Annotated in this window: 17 protein-coding genes; 10 read left to right on the top strand and 7 right to left on the bottom strand. The window is 75.9% G+C overall.

Features of this window, described 5'->3' with window-relative positions:
* The first annotated feature begins 318 nt into the window (after positions 1 to 318).
* The 7 genes from kamD (at position 319) to GNZ18_RS13470 (ending at position 7,543) form a co-directional block, all read left to right on the top strand.
* On the top strand, positions 319 to 1,932 hold the full coding sequence (gene kamD / locus GNZ18_RS13500) for a lysine 5,6-aminomutase subunit alpha (protein WP_156216717.1): 1,614 nt from the start codon (positions 319 to 321) through the stop codon (positions 1,930 to 1,932).
* The gene (gene kamE / locus GNZ18_RS13495) at positions 1,929 to 2,807 is read left to right on the top strand and encodes a lysine 5,6-aminomutase subunit beta (RefSeq protein WP_156216716.1); all 879 of its coding nucleotides are present in this window, start codon (positions 1,929 to 1,931) and stop codon (positions 2,805 to 2,807) included. Before kamD ends, kamE begins: the two co-directional genes overlap by 4 nt.
* Complete coding sequence (kal, locus tag GNZ18_RS13490) at positions 2,804 to 3,199, top strand: 3-aminobutyryl-CoA ammonia lyase (protein ID WP_156216715.1); 396 nt, start codon at positions 2,804 to 2,806, stop codon at positions 3,197 to 3,199. The genes kamE and kal overlap by 4 nt, the downstream gene beginning before the upstream one ends.
* Positions 3,200 to 3,864: 665 nt before the next feature.
* Entirely contained in the window at positions 3,865 to 5,580 is a 1,716-nt protein-coding gene (gene lnt / locus GNZ18_RS13485; RefSeq protein WP_156216714.1) for an apolipoprotein N-acyltransferase, read from the top strand.
* 5 nt (positions 5,581 to 5,585) lie between these two features.
* Positions 5,586 to 6,332 (top strand): polyprenol monophosphomannose synthase, encoded by a 747-nt coding sequence (locus GNZ18_RS13480; protein ID WP_156216713.1) that lies wholly within the window; start codon positions 5,586 to 5,588, stop codon positions 6,330 to 6,332.
* 117 nt (positions 6,333 to 6,449) lie between these two features.
* On the top strand, positions 6,450 to 7,019 hold the full coding sequence (locus GNZ18_RS13475; RefSeq protein ID WP_156216712.1) for an FxsA family protein: 570 nt from the start codon (positions 6,450 to 6,452) through the stop codon (positions 7,017 to 7,019).
* 365 nt (positions 7,020 to 7,384) lie between these two features.
* Positions 7,385 to 7,543 (top strand): hypothetical protein, encoded by a 159-nt coding sequence (locus tag GNZ18_RS13470; protein ID WP_156216709.1) that lies wholly within the window; start codon positions 7,385 to 7,387, stop codon positions 7,541 to 7,543.
* A gap of 10 nt (positions 7,544 to 7,553) precedes the next feature.
* Here GNZ18_RS13470 and GNZ18_RS13465 read toward each other — a convergent pair whose 3' ends face one another.
* From GNZ18_RS13465 to GNZ18_RS13455, 3 genes are read right to left on the bottom strand one after another with little or no spacing between them, the layout of a single operon-like run.
* Positions 7,554 to 8,342, bottom strand: coding sequence for an ABC transporter permease (locus GNZ18_RS13465; protein WP_312874492.1), 789 nt, complete (start codon positions 8,340 to 8,342; stop codon positions 7,554 to 7,556).
* Positions 8,339 to 9,769, bottom strand: coding sequence for a DUF1349 domain-containing protein (locus GNZ18_RS13460; RefSeq protein ID WP_216651274.1), 1,431 nt, complete (start codon positions 9,767 to 9,769; stop codon positions 8,339 to 8,341). The genes GNZ18_RS13465 and GNZ18_RS13460 overlap by 4 nt, the downstream gene beginning before the upstream one ends.
* Positions 9,766 to 10,695, bottom strand: coding sequence for an ABC transporter ATP-binding protein (locus GNZ18_RS13455; RefSeq protein WP_156216707.1), 930 nt, complete (start codon positions 10,693 to 10,695; stop codon positions 9,766 to 9,768). Before GNZ18_RS13455 ends, GNZ18_RS13460 begins: the two co-directional genes overlap by 4 nt.
* 248 nt (positions 10,696 to 10,943) lie before the next feature.
* Here GNZ18_RS13455 and GNZ18_RS42130 point away from each other — a divergent pair, with 248 nt between their 5' ends.
* Both GNZ18_RS42130 and GNZ18_RS13445 read left to right on the top strand, forming a co-directional pair.
* Entirely contained in the window at positions 10,944 to 11,924 is a 981-nt protein-coding gene (locus tag GNZ18_RS42130; RefSeq protein ID WP_216651273.1) for a sensor histidine kinase, read from the top strand.
* Positions 11,921 to 12,604 carry a response regulator gene (locus GNZ18_RS13445; protein ID WP_156216704.1) on the top strand — a complete coding sequence of 228 codons (684 nt, stop codon included), beginning with the start codon at positions 11,921 to 11,923 and terminating at the stop codon, positions 12,602 to 12,604. Before GNZ18_RS42130 ends, GNZ18_RS13445 begins: the two co-directional genes overlap by 4 nt.
* Positions 12,605 to 12,752: 148 nt before the next feature.
* Here the strand turns inward: GNZ18_RS13445 and GNZ18_RS13440 are convergent, their stop codons facing one another.
* From GNZ18_RS13440 to GNZ18_RS13430, 3 genes are all read right to left on the bottom strand, one after another.
* A complete protein-coding gene (locus GNZ18_RS13440; protein WP_156217007.1) occupies positions 12,753 to 13,097 on the bottom strand; it encodes an RNA polymerase-binding protein RbpA in 345 nt (114 codons plus the stop codon).
* 153 nt (positions 13,098 to 13,250) lie between these two features.
* Positions 13,251 to 13,892, bottom strand: coding sequence for an ATP-dependent Clp protease proteolytic subunit (locus tag GNZ18_RS13435; protein ID WP_312874491.1), 642 nt, complete (start codon positions 13,890 to 13,892; stop codon positions 13,251 to 13,253).
* Positions 13,889 to 14,416 carry a ClpP family protease gene (locus GNZ18_RS13430; protein WP_246249831.1) on the bottom strand — a complete coding sequence of 176 codons (528 nt, stop codon included), beginning with the start codon at positions 14,414 to 14,416 and terminating at the stop codon, positions 13,889 to 13,891. Before GNZ18_RS13430 ends, GNZ18_RS13435 begins: the two co-directional genes overlap by 4 nt.
* 284 nt (positions 14,417 to 14,700) lie before the next feature.
* On the opposite strand from GNZ18_RS13430, the gene GNZ18_RS13425 reads away from it, so the two are divergent.
* Positions 14,701 to 14,997: a type II toxin-antitoxin system Phd/YefM family antitoxin gene (locus tag GNZ18_RS13425; RefSeq protein ID WP_156216702.1), complete on the top strand. Its 297-nt coding sequence runs from the start codon at positions 14,701 to 14,703 to the stop codon at positions 14,995 to 14,997.
* Here GNZ18_RS13425 and GNZ18_RS13420 read toward each other — a convergent pair.
* Positions 14,879 to 16,174 (bottom strand): alpha/beta hydrolase, encoded by a 1,296-nt coding sequence (locus tag GNZ18_RS13420; RefSeq protein ID WP_156216700.1) that lies wholly within the window; start codon positions 16,172 to 16,174, stop codon positions 14,879 to 14,881. The two genes, GNZ18_RS13425 and GNZ18_RS13420, sit on opposite strands and share 119 nt — an antisense overlap.
* Positions 16,175 to 16,232 lie beyond the last annotated feature (58 nt).

Here is a 16,232-nt window from a genome sequence, read left to right as displayed (position 1 = left end):
TCCCGCGGTGGGCCGGCCGGGCGCGGCTACCCACCGCTACGTGATGTGATTCTAATAACACAGAGTGTTCCAATAGGTCTGTTGCATCCGGGTCCTCACCTCGCGGTCAGGTGACCCGACGGTCAGGGGAGAGGAAAGTGGCGGGAAGGACCGCGCGCCCGCCGGCCGGGCCTGCCCGAGGATCACGGGGGATGCCGGGTCACCGCGAGTTCTTGCGGATCACGGGGTGAATGCCGGAAGATCTCTTGTAGAGCACTCGCTGCCACGGATGATGTTCGGACCCGGCCTGAGAGGGCGGCTGCGTGAGGGGAGACGGCGATGGCGCCGCAGGGCAAGCTCGACCTGGACCCGGAGGTGGTGCGCACCGCCCGGCGGCTGGCCGCCCGCGCCGCCGAACCGATCATCGCGATGGCCCGCTCCCACACCACGGTCTCGGTCGAGCGGGCGCTGCTGCGGCTGGCGGGCCTGGCCGGCGCCGACGACGGCGGGCGCCCCTGGGCCAACCACCTCGCCGACGCCGTCGCCGCCCAGACCGGCCTGGAGCACGGCCTGGCGCTGCCGGTGTGGGACGCGCTGCTGAACGGCCCTTACGGCTCCCTCGCCGACCTCGCCCGGGACGCCGCCGCCGGCCGCGCGGCCTTCCGGCTGCCCGGCGGGGCCGACGCCGCCAAGGCCCGTGAGGCTGCCCGCCGCGCCGCCCGCGAGGGCATCGGCCGCGTCGACCGCCGCCGCGCCGAACGCGACCGGCTGCTGGCCGAGCTGCCCCCCGGCGGGCCGCCCGGGGACGGGCCGCCGCGGCCGCTGATCTACCTGATCGTCGCGACCGGCGACATCTACGAGGACATCCCGCAGGCGCAGGCCGCCGCCCGCGAGGGCGCCGACGTCGTCGCGGTGATCCGCTCCACCGGCCAGTCGCTGCTGGACTTCGTCCCCGAGGGCGCCACCCGCGAGGGCTACGCGGGCACCTACGCGACCCAGGAGAACTTCCGGCTGATGCGCGCCGCGCTGGACGAGGTGTCCCGCGAGCTCGGGCGCTACGTCCGGCTGACGAACTACGCCTCGGGGCTGTGCATGCCCGAGATCGCGGCGCTGGCCGGGCTGGAACGCCTGGACATGATGCTCAACGACTGCATGTACGGGATCATCTTCCGCGACATCAACCCCCGCCGCACCTTCATCGACCAGCGGTTCTCCCGGCAGGTCCACGCCCGCGCCGGCATCGTCATCAACACCGGCGAGGACAACTACCTCACCACCGCCGACGCCGTCGACGCCGCGCACACCGTGATCGTCAGCCAGCTCCTCAACGAGCGGTTCGGGCACGAGGCGGGCCTGTCGGACGCGCAGCTCGGCCTCGGCCACGCCTTCGAGATCGACCCGGCCGTCCCCGAGTCGTTCCGGCTGGAGCTGGCGCACGCGCAGCTCGTCCGCGAGCTGTTCCCGGACGCGCCGCTGAAGTACATGCCGCCGACCAAGCACATGACCGGCAACATCTTCGCCGGCTACCTGCTGGACGCGTTCTTCAACCTCGCCGGCGTCATGACCGGCCAGTCCATCATCCTGATCGGGATGATGACCGAGGGCATCCACACCCCCTGGCTGTCGGACCGCGACCTGGCGCTGGAGAACGTCCGCTACGTCCGCGACGCCTGCGGCGGGCTCGCCGAGGACTTCGTGCCCCGCCCCGACGGCATGCTCGTGCAGCGGGCGCGGCGGGTGCTGGCCGAGTCGGTGGAGCTGCTGGAGCGCGTCAGCGACGACGGGCTGCTCACCGCCATCGCCGAGGGCACCTTCGGCGTCACCCGCCGCCCCCCGGACGGCGGCAAGGGCCTGGAGGGCGTCGTCCCGCACGCCGACGGCTACTTCAACCCCGCGATCGAGATCCTCGACGCCGAGGACCCGAACGGCCCGGAGCGGGAGGCGCGCGCATGACCGAGGAAGGAGCGGCGGCGGTGACCGTCCAGACACCCGGCACGCAGGCCCCGGCGGACCCGGCCGACACCCGGCAGGTGATCCGCCCCTACGGCGACACCACCGGCGACGGCATGGTCCAGATGTCGTTCACGCTGCCCGTCCCCGCCGGGGCGCGCGCCGACGCCGCCGCCCTGCAGCTCGCCGCGAAGATGGGCCTGGAGCCCGCCAGCGTCGTGCACGCCAAGCCGATGGGCCCCGACTTCACCTTCTTCATCGTCTACGGCCGGACGCGGCACCTCATCGACTACGCCTCCATCCCCGCCCCGCCGGAGCGCGCCTACCCGCTGCTGAGCGCGCCGGAGGTGAACCAGGCGATCCGCCGGGCGCTGAACCGGCGGCTGGTGGTGGTCGGCGCCTGCATCGGCACCGACGCCCACACCGTCGGCATCGACGCGATCCTCAACGTCAAGGGCTTCGCGGGCGAGAAGGGCCTGGAGTACTACCGGGAGATCCAGGTGGTGAACATGGGCGCCCAGGTCACCGTCGCCGAGCTGGTGGAGCGCGCCAAGGCCGTGGACGCCGACGCCGTCCTGGTCTCGCAGGTGGTCACCCAGCGCAACGCGCACCTGCACAACACCAAGCAGATGGCCGCCGCGTTCCACGCGGAGTACCCCACGGCCGTCGCCGCCGGGATGGGGCGGCCGCTGCTGGTCGCCGGCGGCCCCCGCTTCGACACCGTCACCGAGGGCGACCTCGGCGTCGACCGGATCTTCGGCAGGGGCACCACTCCCGCGGAGGTGGCCAGCTACCTCGTCCACGCCCTCCTGCCCGACACCCCCGACGGCGCCGCGCCGCAGGACACGACCCCAGAGGAAACGGAGGACGAGGGATGAGCGACCCGCGCGAGGGGCTGACCGTCACCCACCGCCGCTACGTGCCCTACGCCCACGCCCACTACGCCGGCGACCTGCTGGACGGCGCCTACGTCCTCGGCCTGTTCGGCGACGTGGCGACCGAGGTGTGCGTCCGCACCGACGGCGACGAGGGCCTGTTCGCCTCCTACTCCGACGTCCAGTTCCGCGCGCCCGTCCGGGCCGGGGACGTGCTGGAGGCCACCGCCGTCGTCACCCGCGTGGGGACCCGCAGCCGCACGCTGGAGTTCCAGGCGCGGGTGGTGTGCCGGGGCCGCCCGGACCGGGGGCCCTCGGCCGCCGAGGTCCTCGCCGAGCCGCTCGTCGCGGTCACCGCGACCGGGACCGTCGTCGTTCCCGCGCCCGGCGGATGACCCGCCGATCGGCCCGCGGGGGACCCCGCCGACCGGCCCGCGGAGGACCCCGCGGCGGCGCCGGGGACGGCCCGGTGCCGGGCCCGCGCCGCCACCGAACTGCGAAAACATCACGATCATGGTGTTGAGCTGGGGAAACACGGAGTCGCCGCAGAACATGCCGCGGTTGACAAGGCCGTGGAAGCCGGTAGCTTTGCAGCAGTCCAGCACGGGACTCACCGATCGGCCGCCCGAGGCGCCACCGGGCACCGCGCCGCGACGGGACGGATGCGGATCACGCCCCGCCCGTCCGAGCCAGTGCGGTGATCCGGAAGACGCGTCCGGGTGGAGCCGCCCGATCGCGCGGGGGCTTGGACCCGGGAAGGGCCCGGACATCCAGTAGAAAACGGAGCCTCGTTCTCACCGCCTGTGGGGCGACTCCGGCCCGATGGGTGTCACGGGCCCTCTTCCGTGTGTCCGCCCTCCCACCCGGTCCCGCGCCCCATCGCCCTCCCCGTCCTCCCGGCGCGGTCGGGCACCGTCCAGGCCCCGTCCTCGCGCCGGACGGCGCGGATCCGCGCCGTCCGCGCGATGATGGTGGGGGCGGCGAACCCGGGTCCCGGTCGCCGTGGCGCGCGCGGGCCGGTAGCGTTCCCGCGAGCAGACCGAGCGAACGAGGTGTCGAGTTGGCCCAGGAGACCCTCCCGGAACGCCCCCCGGCCGCCGCGCCGGGCGAGGGCGCGGCTCCGGGGCGCCTGGCGCGGCTGCGCGGACGCCTGGCGCGCGTGCGCGGCGGAGGCCGCGCGGGCTGGCCCCGCACCCTCCTCGCCCTGGCCGCCGGGCTGGTCATGTGGCCGGCGTTCCCGCCCGCCGACCTCACTCCGCTCGCCCCGGTCGGCGTCGCGCTGCTCACCCTCGCGCTGCGCGGGCAGGCGCCCCGCACCGGCGCGTGGCTCGGGTTCGTCGGCGGCGCCGCGTTCTTCCTGCCCGTCCTGGACGGCATCATCAAGATCGGCCCGGACGGGTGGATCCTGCTCAGCCTCGTCCAGGCCGCCTACTTCCTGCCGCTCGGCGCCGGGATCGCGGTCCTCACCCGGCTGCCCGGCTGGCCGGTGTGGACGGCCGGGCTGTGGGTCGCCGACGAGGCGCTGCGGGGGCGGTTCCCCTTCGGCGGGTTCCCCTGGGCACGGCTGGCCTTCAGCCAGACCGCGACCCCGCTGACGCACTTCGCCTCCCTCGGCGGCGCGCCGCTGGTGTCGTTCCTGACCGCGCTGACCGGCGAGCTGCTCGCCTACGCCGCCGTCGCCGTCCTGCGCGCCCGCCCCGCCATCCGTCCCGACGCCCGTCGCGACGCAGGCCCCGACGCAGGCCCTGGCGCCGGCTCCGAGGACGCCGGGACGCCCGGCGGACCGGCCGCCTGGGCGCGCCGCGCCGCCGCGCCGGTCGCGCTCGCCCTCGCCGGGATCGCGGCGGTCGTCGGCGGCGGCGCGCTGATCCCCACCCCCACCGCCGGGCGGCCCGTCACCGTCGCGGTGATCCAGGGGAACGTGCCACGGCTCGGGCTCGACTTCCTCGGCCAGCGCAAGGCCGTCCTGAACAACCACGTCCAGCGCACCCACGAGCTGGCCGAGCGGGTCCGCGCCGGGAAGGTCGCCAGGCCCGAGCTGGTGGTGTGGCCGGAGAACGCCAGCGACCTGGACCCCTACAAGGAGTCCGACGCCTACGCCGCGATCGACGGCGCCGTCCGCGACATCGGCGTGCCCGTGCTGGTCGGGGCGCTCACCGACACCCCCGACGGCGAGAAGGTCGAGAACCGCGGCATCGTCTGGGACCCGCGCACCGGCCCCGGCGACTACTACGTCAAGCGGCACCCGGTCCCCTTCGGGGAGTACATCCCGTTCCGCGACGTCCTCACCAAGCTGATCACGCGGTTCGAGCGGATCCCGCGCGACTTCGCCCGCGGGAAGCGGTCGGGCGTGATGCGGCTCGGCCCGGTCGACATCGGCGACGTGATCTGCTTCGAGGTCGCCTACGACAAGGAGGTCCGGGACGTCTCGCGCGGCGACGTCCTGGTCGTCCAGACCAACAACGCCACCTACGGCCGCACCAGCCTGCCGCCGCAGCAGATCGCGATGTCCCGGCTGCGCGCCGTCGAACATGGCCGTACGATCTTGGTTGCCGCGACGAGCGGCATCAGCGCGATCGTCGCGCCGGACGGCCGGATGGTCGCCCGGTCACGCGAGTTCGTCCCCGACATCCAGGTCGCCCGGGTGCCGGCGCGCACGTCCCGGACGCTGTCGGACCGGCTGGGCGAGGCGCCCGAGTGGGTCCTCGCGGCGCTGGGCCTCGGGGCGGTCTGCGCGGCGGCGTGGTCATCGTCGAGAAAGAACGAGGGGAATTGACGCCGATGGAGATCCCAGCCGACCTGGGCCGGGTGCTCGTGATCATCCCGACCTACAACGAGCGGGACAACATCGAGGACATCGTCGGCCGCGTGCGGGCCGCCGTGCCGCCGGTGGACGTGCTGGTCGTCGACGACGCCAGCCCCGACGGCACCGGTGAGCTCGCCGACGCCCTCGCCGAGGCCGACGACCAGGTGAAGGTGCTGCACCGCACCGGCAAGGACGGGCTGGGCGCCGCCTACATCGCCGGGTTCGGCTGGGCGGCCGAGCACGGCTACGACGTCATGGTGGAGATGGACGCCGACGGCTCTCACCAGCCCGAGGAGTTGCCGCGGCTGCTCGCCGCGCTGGAGGACGCCGACCTGGTGATCGGCGCCCGGTGGGTGCCCGGCGGCAAGGTGCTGAACTGGCCCAAGCGCCGCGAGGCGCTGTCGCGGGGCGCCAACACCTACGCCCGGCTGATGCTGGGCTTCCCCCTGCACGACGCCACCGGCGGCTACCGGGCCTTCCGCGCGGCGACACTGGAGAAGATCGACCTGGAGGGCGTGGAGTCGCGCGGCTACTGCTTCCAGATCGACCTGGCGCTGCGAGCGCTGCGGCAGGGCCTGCGGGTCGTGGAGGTGCCGATCACCTTCGTCGAGCGCGTCCACGGCACCAGCAAGATGAGCCGGGACGTGATGGCCGAGGCGGCGCTGCGGATCACCCAGTGGGGGATGGCCGACCGCACCGGCCGCCTGCGCCGCCCCCGCTGACCCCCGCCCCCGCCGATCTTCCGCTCCCGCCGGTCTCCCGCCGCCCCGGGGGGAAACTTCGGGGCCGTTCCGGCGTTGAAGAGGGCAGAGGACGTTCCGCTACCCGAAGATGGAGCCATGCTGCTCGTACTGGTCCTGGCGTTCCTGCTGCTGCCGGTCGTGGAGATCTATGTGATCATCCAGGTCGGCCAGGAGATCGGTGCGGCGCCGACGATCGCGCTGCTGGTCGCCGAGACCCTGCTGGGCGGCTGGATCGTGCGGCGCGAGGGCCGCCGCGCGTGGCGGGTGCTGCAGGAGACCTTCGGCCGCGGCGTGATGCCCGACCGGGAACTCGCGGACGCCGCGCTGGTCATGATCGGCGGTGTGCTGCTGCTGACCCCCGGGTTCGTCACCGACGTGCTGGGACTGGCGTTCGTGCTGCCCTTCACCCGTCCGCTGGTGCGGCGGGGCCTGGTCCGGTTCGCCGAGCGGCGGGTCCGGCGCATGGAGGCGCGGGCCGCCGCGTACCCGCCCGGCATCGGCGGCATCGGCGGGCTGGGCGACCTGCGGGGCGGCCCGTTCGGCCCGTCCCGGGACGGCGGGCGCGAGGCGGGTCCTGAGCCGAGCGGCCCGGTCGTGCGCGGCGAGGTCGTCCACGACGAGCCCGCCGACTCCGCAGAGGGCGGCGGCAGCCCGTCCCGCACCTGAGCGACCCCCAACTTCCGAACACCGGGTCGGTGTCGTGGCCCTGCCCTACGGTGGGGCGCCATGGACGATCACGTCCGCCCGGCCGCGGACGAGGACGCCCTCGTGATCCCCGGCTCCTGGCGCCGCCGCTCCTATCCCCGGCGCGGCGGCGTCCCCGGACCCGCCGTCAGGATCGACCGGTCCGCGGGCCCGGCGCCGCGCGCACGCGTCCGCGACCTGGACGCCGCGTCGCGCCTCGCCGACCGGCCCGGCGTCGACCCGGGGATGGCCGAGGCGGCGCGCGCCCACCTGGCGGGCGCCGCCGACGCCCGGGGCGCGGCCGTGGTCGCGGCGCCCGCCTCGATCCGGGGGTCCCGGTCGGGCGGGTGGACGAGGGCGGCGACCGGCGGCTCGCGGAGATCCGGCTGGACGACCGTCCCGAGGACGGCCGCTGGCCCCCGGGACGCGCCGGGCGCCCGTTCGGGGACCTCGACCCGGTCACCGCCTCGGAGGCGCTCGCCGACCTGGCCGCCGCCGCGTCCTGACGCCCGTGGATCACGCGTCGCGGGCGGCGAACCGGGCGCCCCCGGCCAGCAGCGCCGCGACCGCGTAGGCGGCCAGCACGCCCAGCCCGGCCCACGGGCCGATCGGCAGCCGCTCCAGCGACCGCGTCGACTGGACGGCGAGCCCGGCGGTCATCGGCGCGAACCGGTCCAGCCGCCGCTGCCAGGTGTCGTCGGCGACGAGCGAGGCGAGCACCGGGACGATCCACAGCAGCGCCAGCACCGCCGTGATCGCGGCGGCGGAGTCGCGCAGCGCGGCCCCGGCGCCGAGCGCGAGCAGGGCGGTCAGCACGAGGTAGAGCACGGTCCCGAACGCGGCGCGGGCGGTGGCGCCGTCGGCCGGGGACAGCAGCGGGTAGCCGTGCTCGGGGGTGAACCCGTTGCGCGGCAGGATCAGCCGCCCGGCCGCGACCGCGCCGAGGACCCCCGCCGTCCCGGACGCGGCGACCGCGCCGGAGACGACGGCGGCCTTGGCGGCCAGCACCGTGACCCGGCGGGGGACGGCGGTGAGCGTCGCGCCGATCGTCCCGGCCGCGTACTCGCCGCCGACCGCCAGCGCCCCGAGGGCGACGGCGGCGACCTGCGCGATCCGCACCCCCGACAGCGCCAGGCGCGGGGTGTCCTCCGCGCATCCGGCGGGGGTGGCGCAGTGCGAGGTGTCGACGGCGCCGGTGACGGCGGCGCCGACCAGCACGGTCACGGCGGCCAGCGCGGCCAGCAGCCATCCGGTGCTCGGCAGCGTCCGCAGCTTGGTCCACTCGGCGTGCAGGGCGCGGCTCACGCGTCCCGCCGCCTGAGCAGCCAGGCCGCGGCGGCGAGCGCGGCGGCGGTGTACAGGCACAGCACGCCGAGCCCGGCGAACGCGCCGATCGGGGTGTCGTAGCGGCGGACGGTGTGCTGCACGGCGAACCCGGCGGCCGGGGTGAGCCGCTGCAGCCACCGCGCCGCCGCGACCGGCAGGCCCGTCGCGACGATCTGCGGGACGAGCAGCACCAGCAGCACCAGCGTGATCGCGGGGGCGCCGCGCCGCAGGATCGTGGCGGTCGCGACCCCGAGCACCGCGACGACGGCCATGAGCACGGCGGTGCCGACGGCGGCGCGCAGCACCGCCGGGTCGGTCAGCGGCGGCGGCTCCGTCCCGTGCGCGCGCAGCACCGGGCGGGCGGCCAGCAGCGAGCCGAACGCGGCGGCGAGCCCGGCGGCCAGCACCGCGAGCCCGACCACGGTCGCCTTGGCGGCCAGCACCCGGCCCCGGCGGGGGCTGGCGGCGAGCGTGAGGCGGATCGTGGCGCGCCGGTACTCGGCGGTGACGAACAGCACGGCGAGCGCGACGATCGCGGCCTGCCCGACCAGCGCGCCGGTGAGGGTGGTGCGGGTGACGTCGTCGGCGAACGCGTCGGGCCCGATGTCGCCGGACCCGGCGAGGGTGACGGTCCCGCCGGTCCGGGTCGTCCCGCCGGGGTCGGGCGCTGCGGGCCCCCCGGCGCCGCCCCGGTCGCGCCACGGCCCGGTCACCGGCGCGCCCCCGGCGGCGGTGAGGGTGACGTTGTCGAAGGAGGCGCGGGTGTCGGCGGGGGTCCCGGAGATGCTCTCCCCGCCGAACTGCCGCTGCACCTCGACCCGGTCGGGTGCCGCGACGAACAGTCCCGCCGCGGCCGGGCCCGGCGCGTCGAGCTCCACCGCGCCCACGCGCCGCCACGTCCGGCCGTCGGGGGAGGCGTATCCGGTCACGGTCGTCCCGGCGCGGGTCAGCCGCAGCCAGGCCGGCGGCGTACCGGGCGCGCCGCCGGGGCCGCCGTCGCGGTAGCCGCTCAGCAGCCGGACGCCGTGGCCCGGCGTCACCGCGATCGCGGCGTAGGGGGTGCCGGGCCGCAGGTCCGCCCTGATGATGAGGCCGGCCTTGGCCCAGCCGCCCCCGCCCCCCTGCGCGGTGACGCGGGCGGTGAGGGCGCCGTCGCCGGGCAGCATCTGGTAGGTGATGCGGCCCTGGTCGGAGAGCGGCCGCAGCCGTGCGGGCGGGCCGCCGCCGCCGGTGGTCTGCGACCCGGCGGCGGTCAGCACCGCGACCGCGACGGTCAGCAGCACCGACGCCGCGAGCGCCAGCCGCCAGCGGGGGACGGTCGCCAGCTTGGTCCACTCGGCGGCCAGCAGCCGCCCGAACCCGTCGCGGGCGTCGGCCAGGACGGTGCTGCGGTAGGGGGCGGTCACAGCGCCTCCCCGCCGGTGCCGGCCCGGAACTCCACCGCGTCGCGGGTCAGCTCCATGTAGGCCTCCTCCAGCGTCGCGCGGTGCTCGGCGATCCCGGTGAAGGGCACCCGCGCGGCGGTGAGCACCTCGATGATCCGCTCGGCGGGCAGCCCGGACACCGTCACCGCGTCCCGCTCGGCCGCCGCGACCTCGGCGCCCTCGCGGGCCAGCGCCGTCATCGCGCGCTGCCGGTCGGGGGTGCGCAGCTCGGTCCGCCCGCCGGACGCGGCGGCCAGCAGCTCGGCGACGCCGGTGTCGGCGATGACGCGGCCCCGGCCGATCACCACGAGGTGGTCGGCGCCGCCCTCCAGCTCGCTCATCAGGTGGCTGGAGACCAGCACCGCGCGGCCCTGCGCGGCCAGCGACCGCAGCAGCCCCCGGATCCAGGCGACCCCCTCGGGGTCCAGGCCGTTCACCGGCTCGTCGAACATCAGCGCGGGCGGGTCGCCCAGCAGCGCGGCGGCGATCCCGAGCCGCTGCCGCATCCCGAGCGAGAACCCCCCGGCGGGACGGTTCGCCACGCTCCCCAGCCCGGCCAGCTCGATCACCTCCCCGACCCGGCGGGCCGGGATCCCGTTCGCGTGGGCGAGCCACCGCAGGTGGTCGCGGGCGCGCCGCGCGGGGTGCACGGCCGACGCGTCCAGCATCGCGCCGAGATGGCACAGCGGGGTCCGCAGCGACCGGTAGGGCCGCCCGCCGACCAGCGCGGCGCCCTCGTCGGGCCGGTCCAGGCCGAGGATCATCCGCATCGTGGTGGACTTCCCTGCGCCGTTGGGGCCGACGAACCCGGTGACCAGGCCGGGCGCGGCGGTGAACGACAGGCCGTCCACGGCGAGCCTCGGCCCGAACCGTTTGCGGAGCCCCCGCACTTCGATGGTTGCCTCCATGCCACGGGAGGCTACGGACCCCGGGGCCGCCGGGTCGTCACGCGGCGGAGCCGTCCTGCCCGCCCGGGGACGGGGGAGGAGCCGTCCCCGGGGCGGGGGACGTCCCGGCGCCGCCGTCCCCCGCCGGAGGGACGACCGCGCGCTCCGGGAGACGCCACAATGGCAGCGTGCGCGCACAACCTGGGAGACGGCGGCCGTTCCGGCCGTTCCGGTCGTTTCCGTCGGAGAGGGGCGTGTGGGAGTGGCCGGTGGCCGGGATCGTGCTCGCGGCGGCCGGGGTGGGCGAGGCGGTGGTGCGCGCCGGTGACTCGGGGGTGCTGCTGCCGCCGGCGATCCTGCTGGCGGTGTGCGCGACGCTGCCGCTCGCGCTGGCCCGCGACCGCGACCTCGCCGCCGCCGTCATGATCACCGCCGCGGTCGTGCCGGTGTCGGTGCTGGAGCGGGGCCCGGCGCTCGCCGGGGTCGGGGCGCTGGCCGCCGCCTGGACGGTGCCGGCCCGCCGCCGCGTCGGCCGCCGCCGCGCCGCGGCCGCCGCGCGCGAGGAGTCCCGCCGCGCGTTCGAGCACACGCTGCTGGAGCACACCGCGCGCGGTGAGCGCGCCCGGATCGCCCGGGAGCTGCACGACGTCGTCGCGCACCACATCTCGATGATCCCCGTGCAGGCGGAGGCGGCGCGGCTGGCCGTCCCCGGCATGCCCGAGGAGGGCGCGCGGCGGCTGCTGGCCATCGGCGACACCGCCCGGACGGCGCTGGCGGAGATGCGGCGGCTGCTGGGGGTGCTGCGCGAGGACGCGGGCGGCGAGCCCACCCGCCGCCCGCAGCCCGGCATCCAGCAGCTCCTGGAGCTGGTCGACGAGGTCCGCGACGCGGGCGCGGCGGGCGGCCGGCTGATCGTCCGGGGCCGGGTCGCCGCGCTGGACCCGGGCGTGGAGCTGACCGCGTACCGGATCGTCCAGGAGGCGCTGACCAACGCGCGCCGGCACGCGCCCGGCGCCGCCGTCGACGTCGAGATCGACTACGCGGGGGACGCGCTGCTGGTCAGCGTCCGCGACAACGGCCCGGGGCCGCCGCCGGGCGCGCCCGCGCGCGGCGGGCTCGGGCTGCTCGGCATGCGGGAGCGGGCCGCGGCGGTGGGCGGGGAGCTGAGCACGGGGCCGGGGCCGGTCGGCGGCTTCCTCGTCCGGGCCCGCCTCCCGCTCGGACCGGACGCCGCGGGGACCCTTCCATGACCGGCGCGGAGGACTCCCGGCCGGTGCGGATCGTGGTGGCCGACGACCAGGAGGTCGTCCGCGCCGGGTTCGGGGCGCTGCTGGGCACCCAGCCCGACCTGGTCGTCGCCGGGACCGCCGCCGACGGCGCCGCGGCGGTCGCCGCGTGCCGCGAGCACCGTCCCGACGTGGTGCTGATGGACGTGCGGATGCCGGTGATGGACGGCATCGAGGCCACCCGGCGGATCACCGCCGCCGCGGACGCGCCCCGGGTGCTGATGCTGACCACGTTCGACCTGGACGAGCACGTCTATGACGCGCTGGTCGCGGGCGCCAGCGGGTTCCTGCTGAAGGACGTGACCACCGAGCGGCTGTTCGACGCGGTGCGGGTCGTCGCGGCGGGCGAGGCGCTGCTGGCGCCCGCCGTCACCCGCCGGCTCATCGGGGAGTTCGCGCGGCTGCGGCCCCGCCCGCCCTCGGCGGCGCTGGACGCGCTGACCCCGCGCGAGACCGAGGTGCTGCGGCTGGTCGCCGAGGGCCTGACCAACGCCGAGATCGCGGCGCGGCTGGTGGTCGGGGAGGAGACGGTCAAGACCCACGTCAGCCGCGTCCTGCGCAAGCTCGGGCTCCGCGACCGCGTGCAGGCGGTGGTGGCCGCCTACGAGACCGGGCTGGTGCTGCCCCGCCTCGGCGGCCGCTGACCGCTGACGCCAGGCGCCTACCCGGGTGCGGACAGGGGGTCCGGACAGGGGGTCCGGACAGGGGGTCCGGACAGGGGGGCCGGACAGGGGAAGGGCCCGCACCGCCCCTGCCGGCGGTGCGGGCCCGTCCCGCGAGGCGCTCAGCCGATCACGCGGACTTCCTGCGCCCAGCGCGCAGGATCTCCAGGCGTTCGGCCAGGACCTCCTCCAGGTCTTCGAGCGTCCGGCGTTCCATGAGCATGTCCCAGTGGGTGCGCGGCGGCTTCCCCTTCTTGGCCTGGGGCAGTTCGCCGTCCACCCGCAGGGCGGTGGCGCCGCAGCTGCGGCATTCCCATGTCATCGGCACCTCGGCCTCGGCGGCGAGCGTCACGGTGAACCGGTGGCCCTTGGTGCAGTTATAATCCACCTCTTGCCGAGGGGCCAGATCGGTGTTGCGATCGTTCTCGTAGCTCGTCGCTCCGAGCCGGGTGCCGCGAAGTGCGCGCTCGGCCATCGTCACGTGCCTCCCAGACGGCTTACGGTCTTGCCCTGACCAACGCTGATTGCGGTGACAAGATTCCCGGTCCCGGCGCGATCCAACCCTGCCGTTTCGGTTCGCCTGCCGCCGCTCCCGCGCGGGCCCCCGTGCCGCCCGTCCGGGCGGGCGCTAGACCCGGGTGGTGAGGACCTCGTCGATCAGGCCGTACTCGCGGGCCTCCTCGGCGGTGAAGTAGCGGTCCCGGTCCAGGTCGCGGCGGACGGTCGCGGGGTCGCGGCCGGTCGCGGCGGCCACGATCGCGTCGGTCTGCTCGCGCAGCCGCAGCACCTCCCGCGCCTGGATCTCCAGGTCGCTGGACTGGCCCCGGGACACCTCGATCGACGGCTCGTGCAGCATGATCCGAGACCGTGCCAGCGCGGCCCGCTTGCCGGGCTGGCCCGCGGCGAGCAGGACCGCCGCGGCCGACGCGGCCTGCCCGAGGCAGGTCGTCTCGACCGGCGGCCGGATGTACTGCATCGTGTCGTGGATCGCCAGCATCGCCGTCAGCGACCCGCCGGGCGAGTTGATGTAGAGGGCGATGGGACGCTCGGGGTCCATCCCCTCCAGCGCGAGCAGCTGCGCGGTGACGTCGTTGGCGCTGGTGTCGTCCACGGGCGTGCCGAGGAAGATGATGCGGTCCTCGAACATCTTGTTGTAGGGGGTCATCTCCTTGACCCCGTAGGCCGTCCGCTCGACGAAGGAGGGGACGACGTAGCGGCCCTGCTCGCCGTAGACCCCGCCATAGACCCCGCCGTACACTCCGCCGGTCACGAGCCCACCCGGTCGGTGCTGTCGATCACGTGGTCGACGAAGCCGTACTCGCGGGCCTGCTCGGCGGTGAACCAGCGGTCGCGGTCGGCGTCGGCCTCGATGCGCTCCACCGGCTGCCCGGTGTGGAACGCGGTCCGCTCGGCGAGGATCCGCTTGAGGTACACCGACTGCTCGGCCTGGATCTTGATGTCGGACGCGGTGCCGCCGATCCCGCCGTGCGGCTGGTGCATCATCACCCGGGCGTGCCGCAGCGCGAACCGCTTGCCCGCCGTGCCCGCGCACAGCAGCGTCTGGCCCATGGAGGCGGCCATGCCCATCGCGACCGTCGAGACGTCGTTGGGGACGAACTGCATCATGTCGTAGATCGCCATCCCGGCGTCGACCACGCCGCCGGGGGAGTTGATGTAGATCGTGATGTCGCGGTCGGCGTCGTGCGCGGCGAGCAGCAGCAGCTGCGCGTTCACGCGGTTGGCGACCTGGTCGTCGATCTCCGACCCGAGGAACACGATGCGCTGCGCGAGCAGCCGCTCCGAGAGCTGCGCCTCGGCGAGCCGGGGCGCCTCGGCGACCTTCGCCCACGACCGGCCGACGTAGGTCTCGGCGCGGCCGGCCGCCTCGGTCGGCGGGGGCGGGCCCACCGGGCCCACCGGGCCCGCCGTGCCCGCCGTCCAGGCGTGTCCGGGTCGGTCCTTGCCGGGTGTGTGCAACACCGGGGCCTCCTCAAGATCAACTGTACAGAACGTACGCTGTGTACGTTTACGGAGAGTACAGCCGCCGCCGGGGGAGGACCAGGGGAGTTCGCTATACGATGAACAGCGTGGAAAAGCCGGTGACCGAGGCACGCAAGGAGTTCGCCGACCTGGTGAACCGGGTCGCCTACACGGGCGAGCGCGTCGCGCTGACCCGCCGCGGGAAGGTCATGGCCGCCCTGGTGTCGGCGGAGGACCTCGAACTGCTGGAGAGCCTGCGCGCCGGGCGGCTGGACCTCACCCAGAGCGGCCCGGCGGCGGCGCCGCCGGCCGAGCGCCCGCAGCCCTCGCCGCTGCGGATCGCGGCGGAGTACCGCCCCGGCGGCCCGCCCCGTCCGCCGGGCTTCGGCCGCTGACCCCGCCTGCCTCGTCCCCGTCCGCCTCGCCCCTGCGGGCCCCGGCGTCCCCGGCGTCCCCCGCCAGGGCGTGGGCGGTGAAGACCTCGATCCCGTCCACCAGCGCCTCGAAGCGCGGCGAGCGGAACAGGTCGAAGCAGTGCTGCGCGCCGGGCAGTTCGGCGTAGACGACCGGGGCGCGGGACGCGGCGCGCAGCCGCCCGGCGAACGCGCGGGCCTCGTCCACGGGCATGCAGGTGTCGTGGTCGCCGTGCGCGACGAGGAACGGCGGCGCGCCGTCGTGGACGTGTTCCAGCGCCGAGGTCGCGGGGCCGTCCTCGTAGACCTCGCCGTAGTACCCGTACAGGCAGACCGCGGCGGCGACGGAGGTGTCGGCGTCCTCGAAGCCCGGCTGGAGGGCGGGGTCGCCCTGGGTGAAGGCGGCCATGGCGGCCAGGTGCGCCCCGGCGGAGCTGCCCGACACGACCACCATGGACGGGTCGGCGCCGTACTCGCCCGCGTGCGCGCGGGCCCACGCGATGATCCGCTTGGTGTCGACGAGGGGGTCGGGGTAGCGGGACCCGGGCCGCAGCCGGTAGGTGGCGCTGATGCACACCCATCCCCGGCCGGCGAGGCGGTGCGTCAGCAGCCGCGCCTCGCGTCCCTTGCGCCCGCCGGTGAACCCGCCGCCGTGCAGGTGGATCAGGACGGGCCCGCCCGCCGGGCGGGACCGGTGGTGGTGGACGTCGAGGAGGTTCCGCTCGCCGGCGGGCCCGTAGGCGATGTTCCTGACGCGCCGGACATGGAGGGGCCGGACCGGCAGGGGCGCCAGCAGCAGCGCGGCGCGCCGCCGCCAGGTGAGCGGCGCGGTCGCGGCGGGGACGCCCAGGCCCGCGGCCAGCGCCTGGTCGATGACGGGCCGCGCGCGGGCGGAGCGGCGGGCGATGGCGACGAGCGCGATGCCCGCCGCGGACGCCGCCGCGGCGACCGCCTGGGCGGCGGGGGCGGCGAGGTCGCCCTGCGCGGCAGCGACGGCCGTCCACAGCGACAGCCAGGCCAGCGCCGCGAACGGCAGTTCGCTGACGACCAGGCCGGAGCGGAAGCTGATCCGGCCGAGGAACCGGCCGTGCAGCGGGACGAGCGCGAAGAACACGAACCATCCCGTGACCGCCACGGTGATCAGATACCCGTACGGCATGGGGCCTCGCTCCTTCGGTGGTGCTCCTGGGGGTGACTCATGCGGAGCAGCCTCGCCG

It is taken from the genome of Actinomadura litoris (assembly GCF_009733595.1).
In the GTDB taxonomy this organism is placed as follows: Bacteria; Actinomycetota; Actinomycetes; order Streptosporangiales; family Streptosporangiaceae; genus Spirillospora; species Spirillospora litoris.
The sequence above is the reverse complement of the archived record's forward strand: the minus strand, read 5'-3'. Positions and strand labels throughout refer to the sequence as shown.

Excerpts from the sequence above, each read along its gene's own strand:
- kamD (WP_156216717.1), top strand. The coding sequence starts at position 319 with ATGGCGCCGCAGGGCAAGCTCGACCTGGACCCGGAGGTGGTGCGCACC.
- kamE (WP_156216716.1), top strand. The coding sequence starts at position 1,929 with ATGACCGAGGAAGGAGCGGCGGCGGTGACCGTCCAGACACCCGGCACG.
- kal (WP_156216715.1), top strand. The coding sequence starts at position 2,804 with ATGAGCGACCCGCGCGAGGGGCTGACCGTCACCCACCGCCGCTACGTG.
- GNZ18_RS13480 (WP_156216713.1), top strand. The coding sequence starts at position 5,586 with ATGGAGATCCCAGCCGACCTGGGCCGGGTGCTCGTGATCATCCCGACC.
- GNZ18_RS13475 (WP_156216712.1), top strand. The coding sequence starts at position 6,450 with ATGCTGCTCGTACTGGTCCTGGCGTTCCTGCTGCTGCCGGTCGTGGAG.
- GNZ18_RS13455 (WP_156216707.1), bottom strand. The coding sequence starts at position 10,695 with ATGGAGGCAACCATCGAAGTGCGGGGGCTCCGCAAACGGTTCGGGCCG.
- GNZ18_RS13445 (WP_156216704.1), top strand. The coding sequence starts at position 11,921 with ATGACCGGCGCGGAGGACTCCCGGCCGGTGCGGATCGTGGTGGCCGAC.
- GNZ18_RS13440 (WP_156217007.1), bottom strand. The coding sequence starts at position 13,097 with ATGGCCGAGCGCGCACTTCGCGGCACCCGGCTCGGAGCGACGAGCTAC.
- GNZ18_RS13425 (WP_156216702.1), top strand. The coding sequence starts at position 14,701 with ATGAACAGCGTGGAAAAGCCGGTGACCGAGGCACGCAAGGAGTTCGCC.
- GNZ18_RS13420 (WP_156216700.1), bottom strand. The coding sequence starts at position 16,174 with ATGCCGTACGGGTATCTGATCACCGTGGCGGTCACGGGATGGTTCGTG.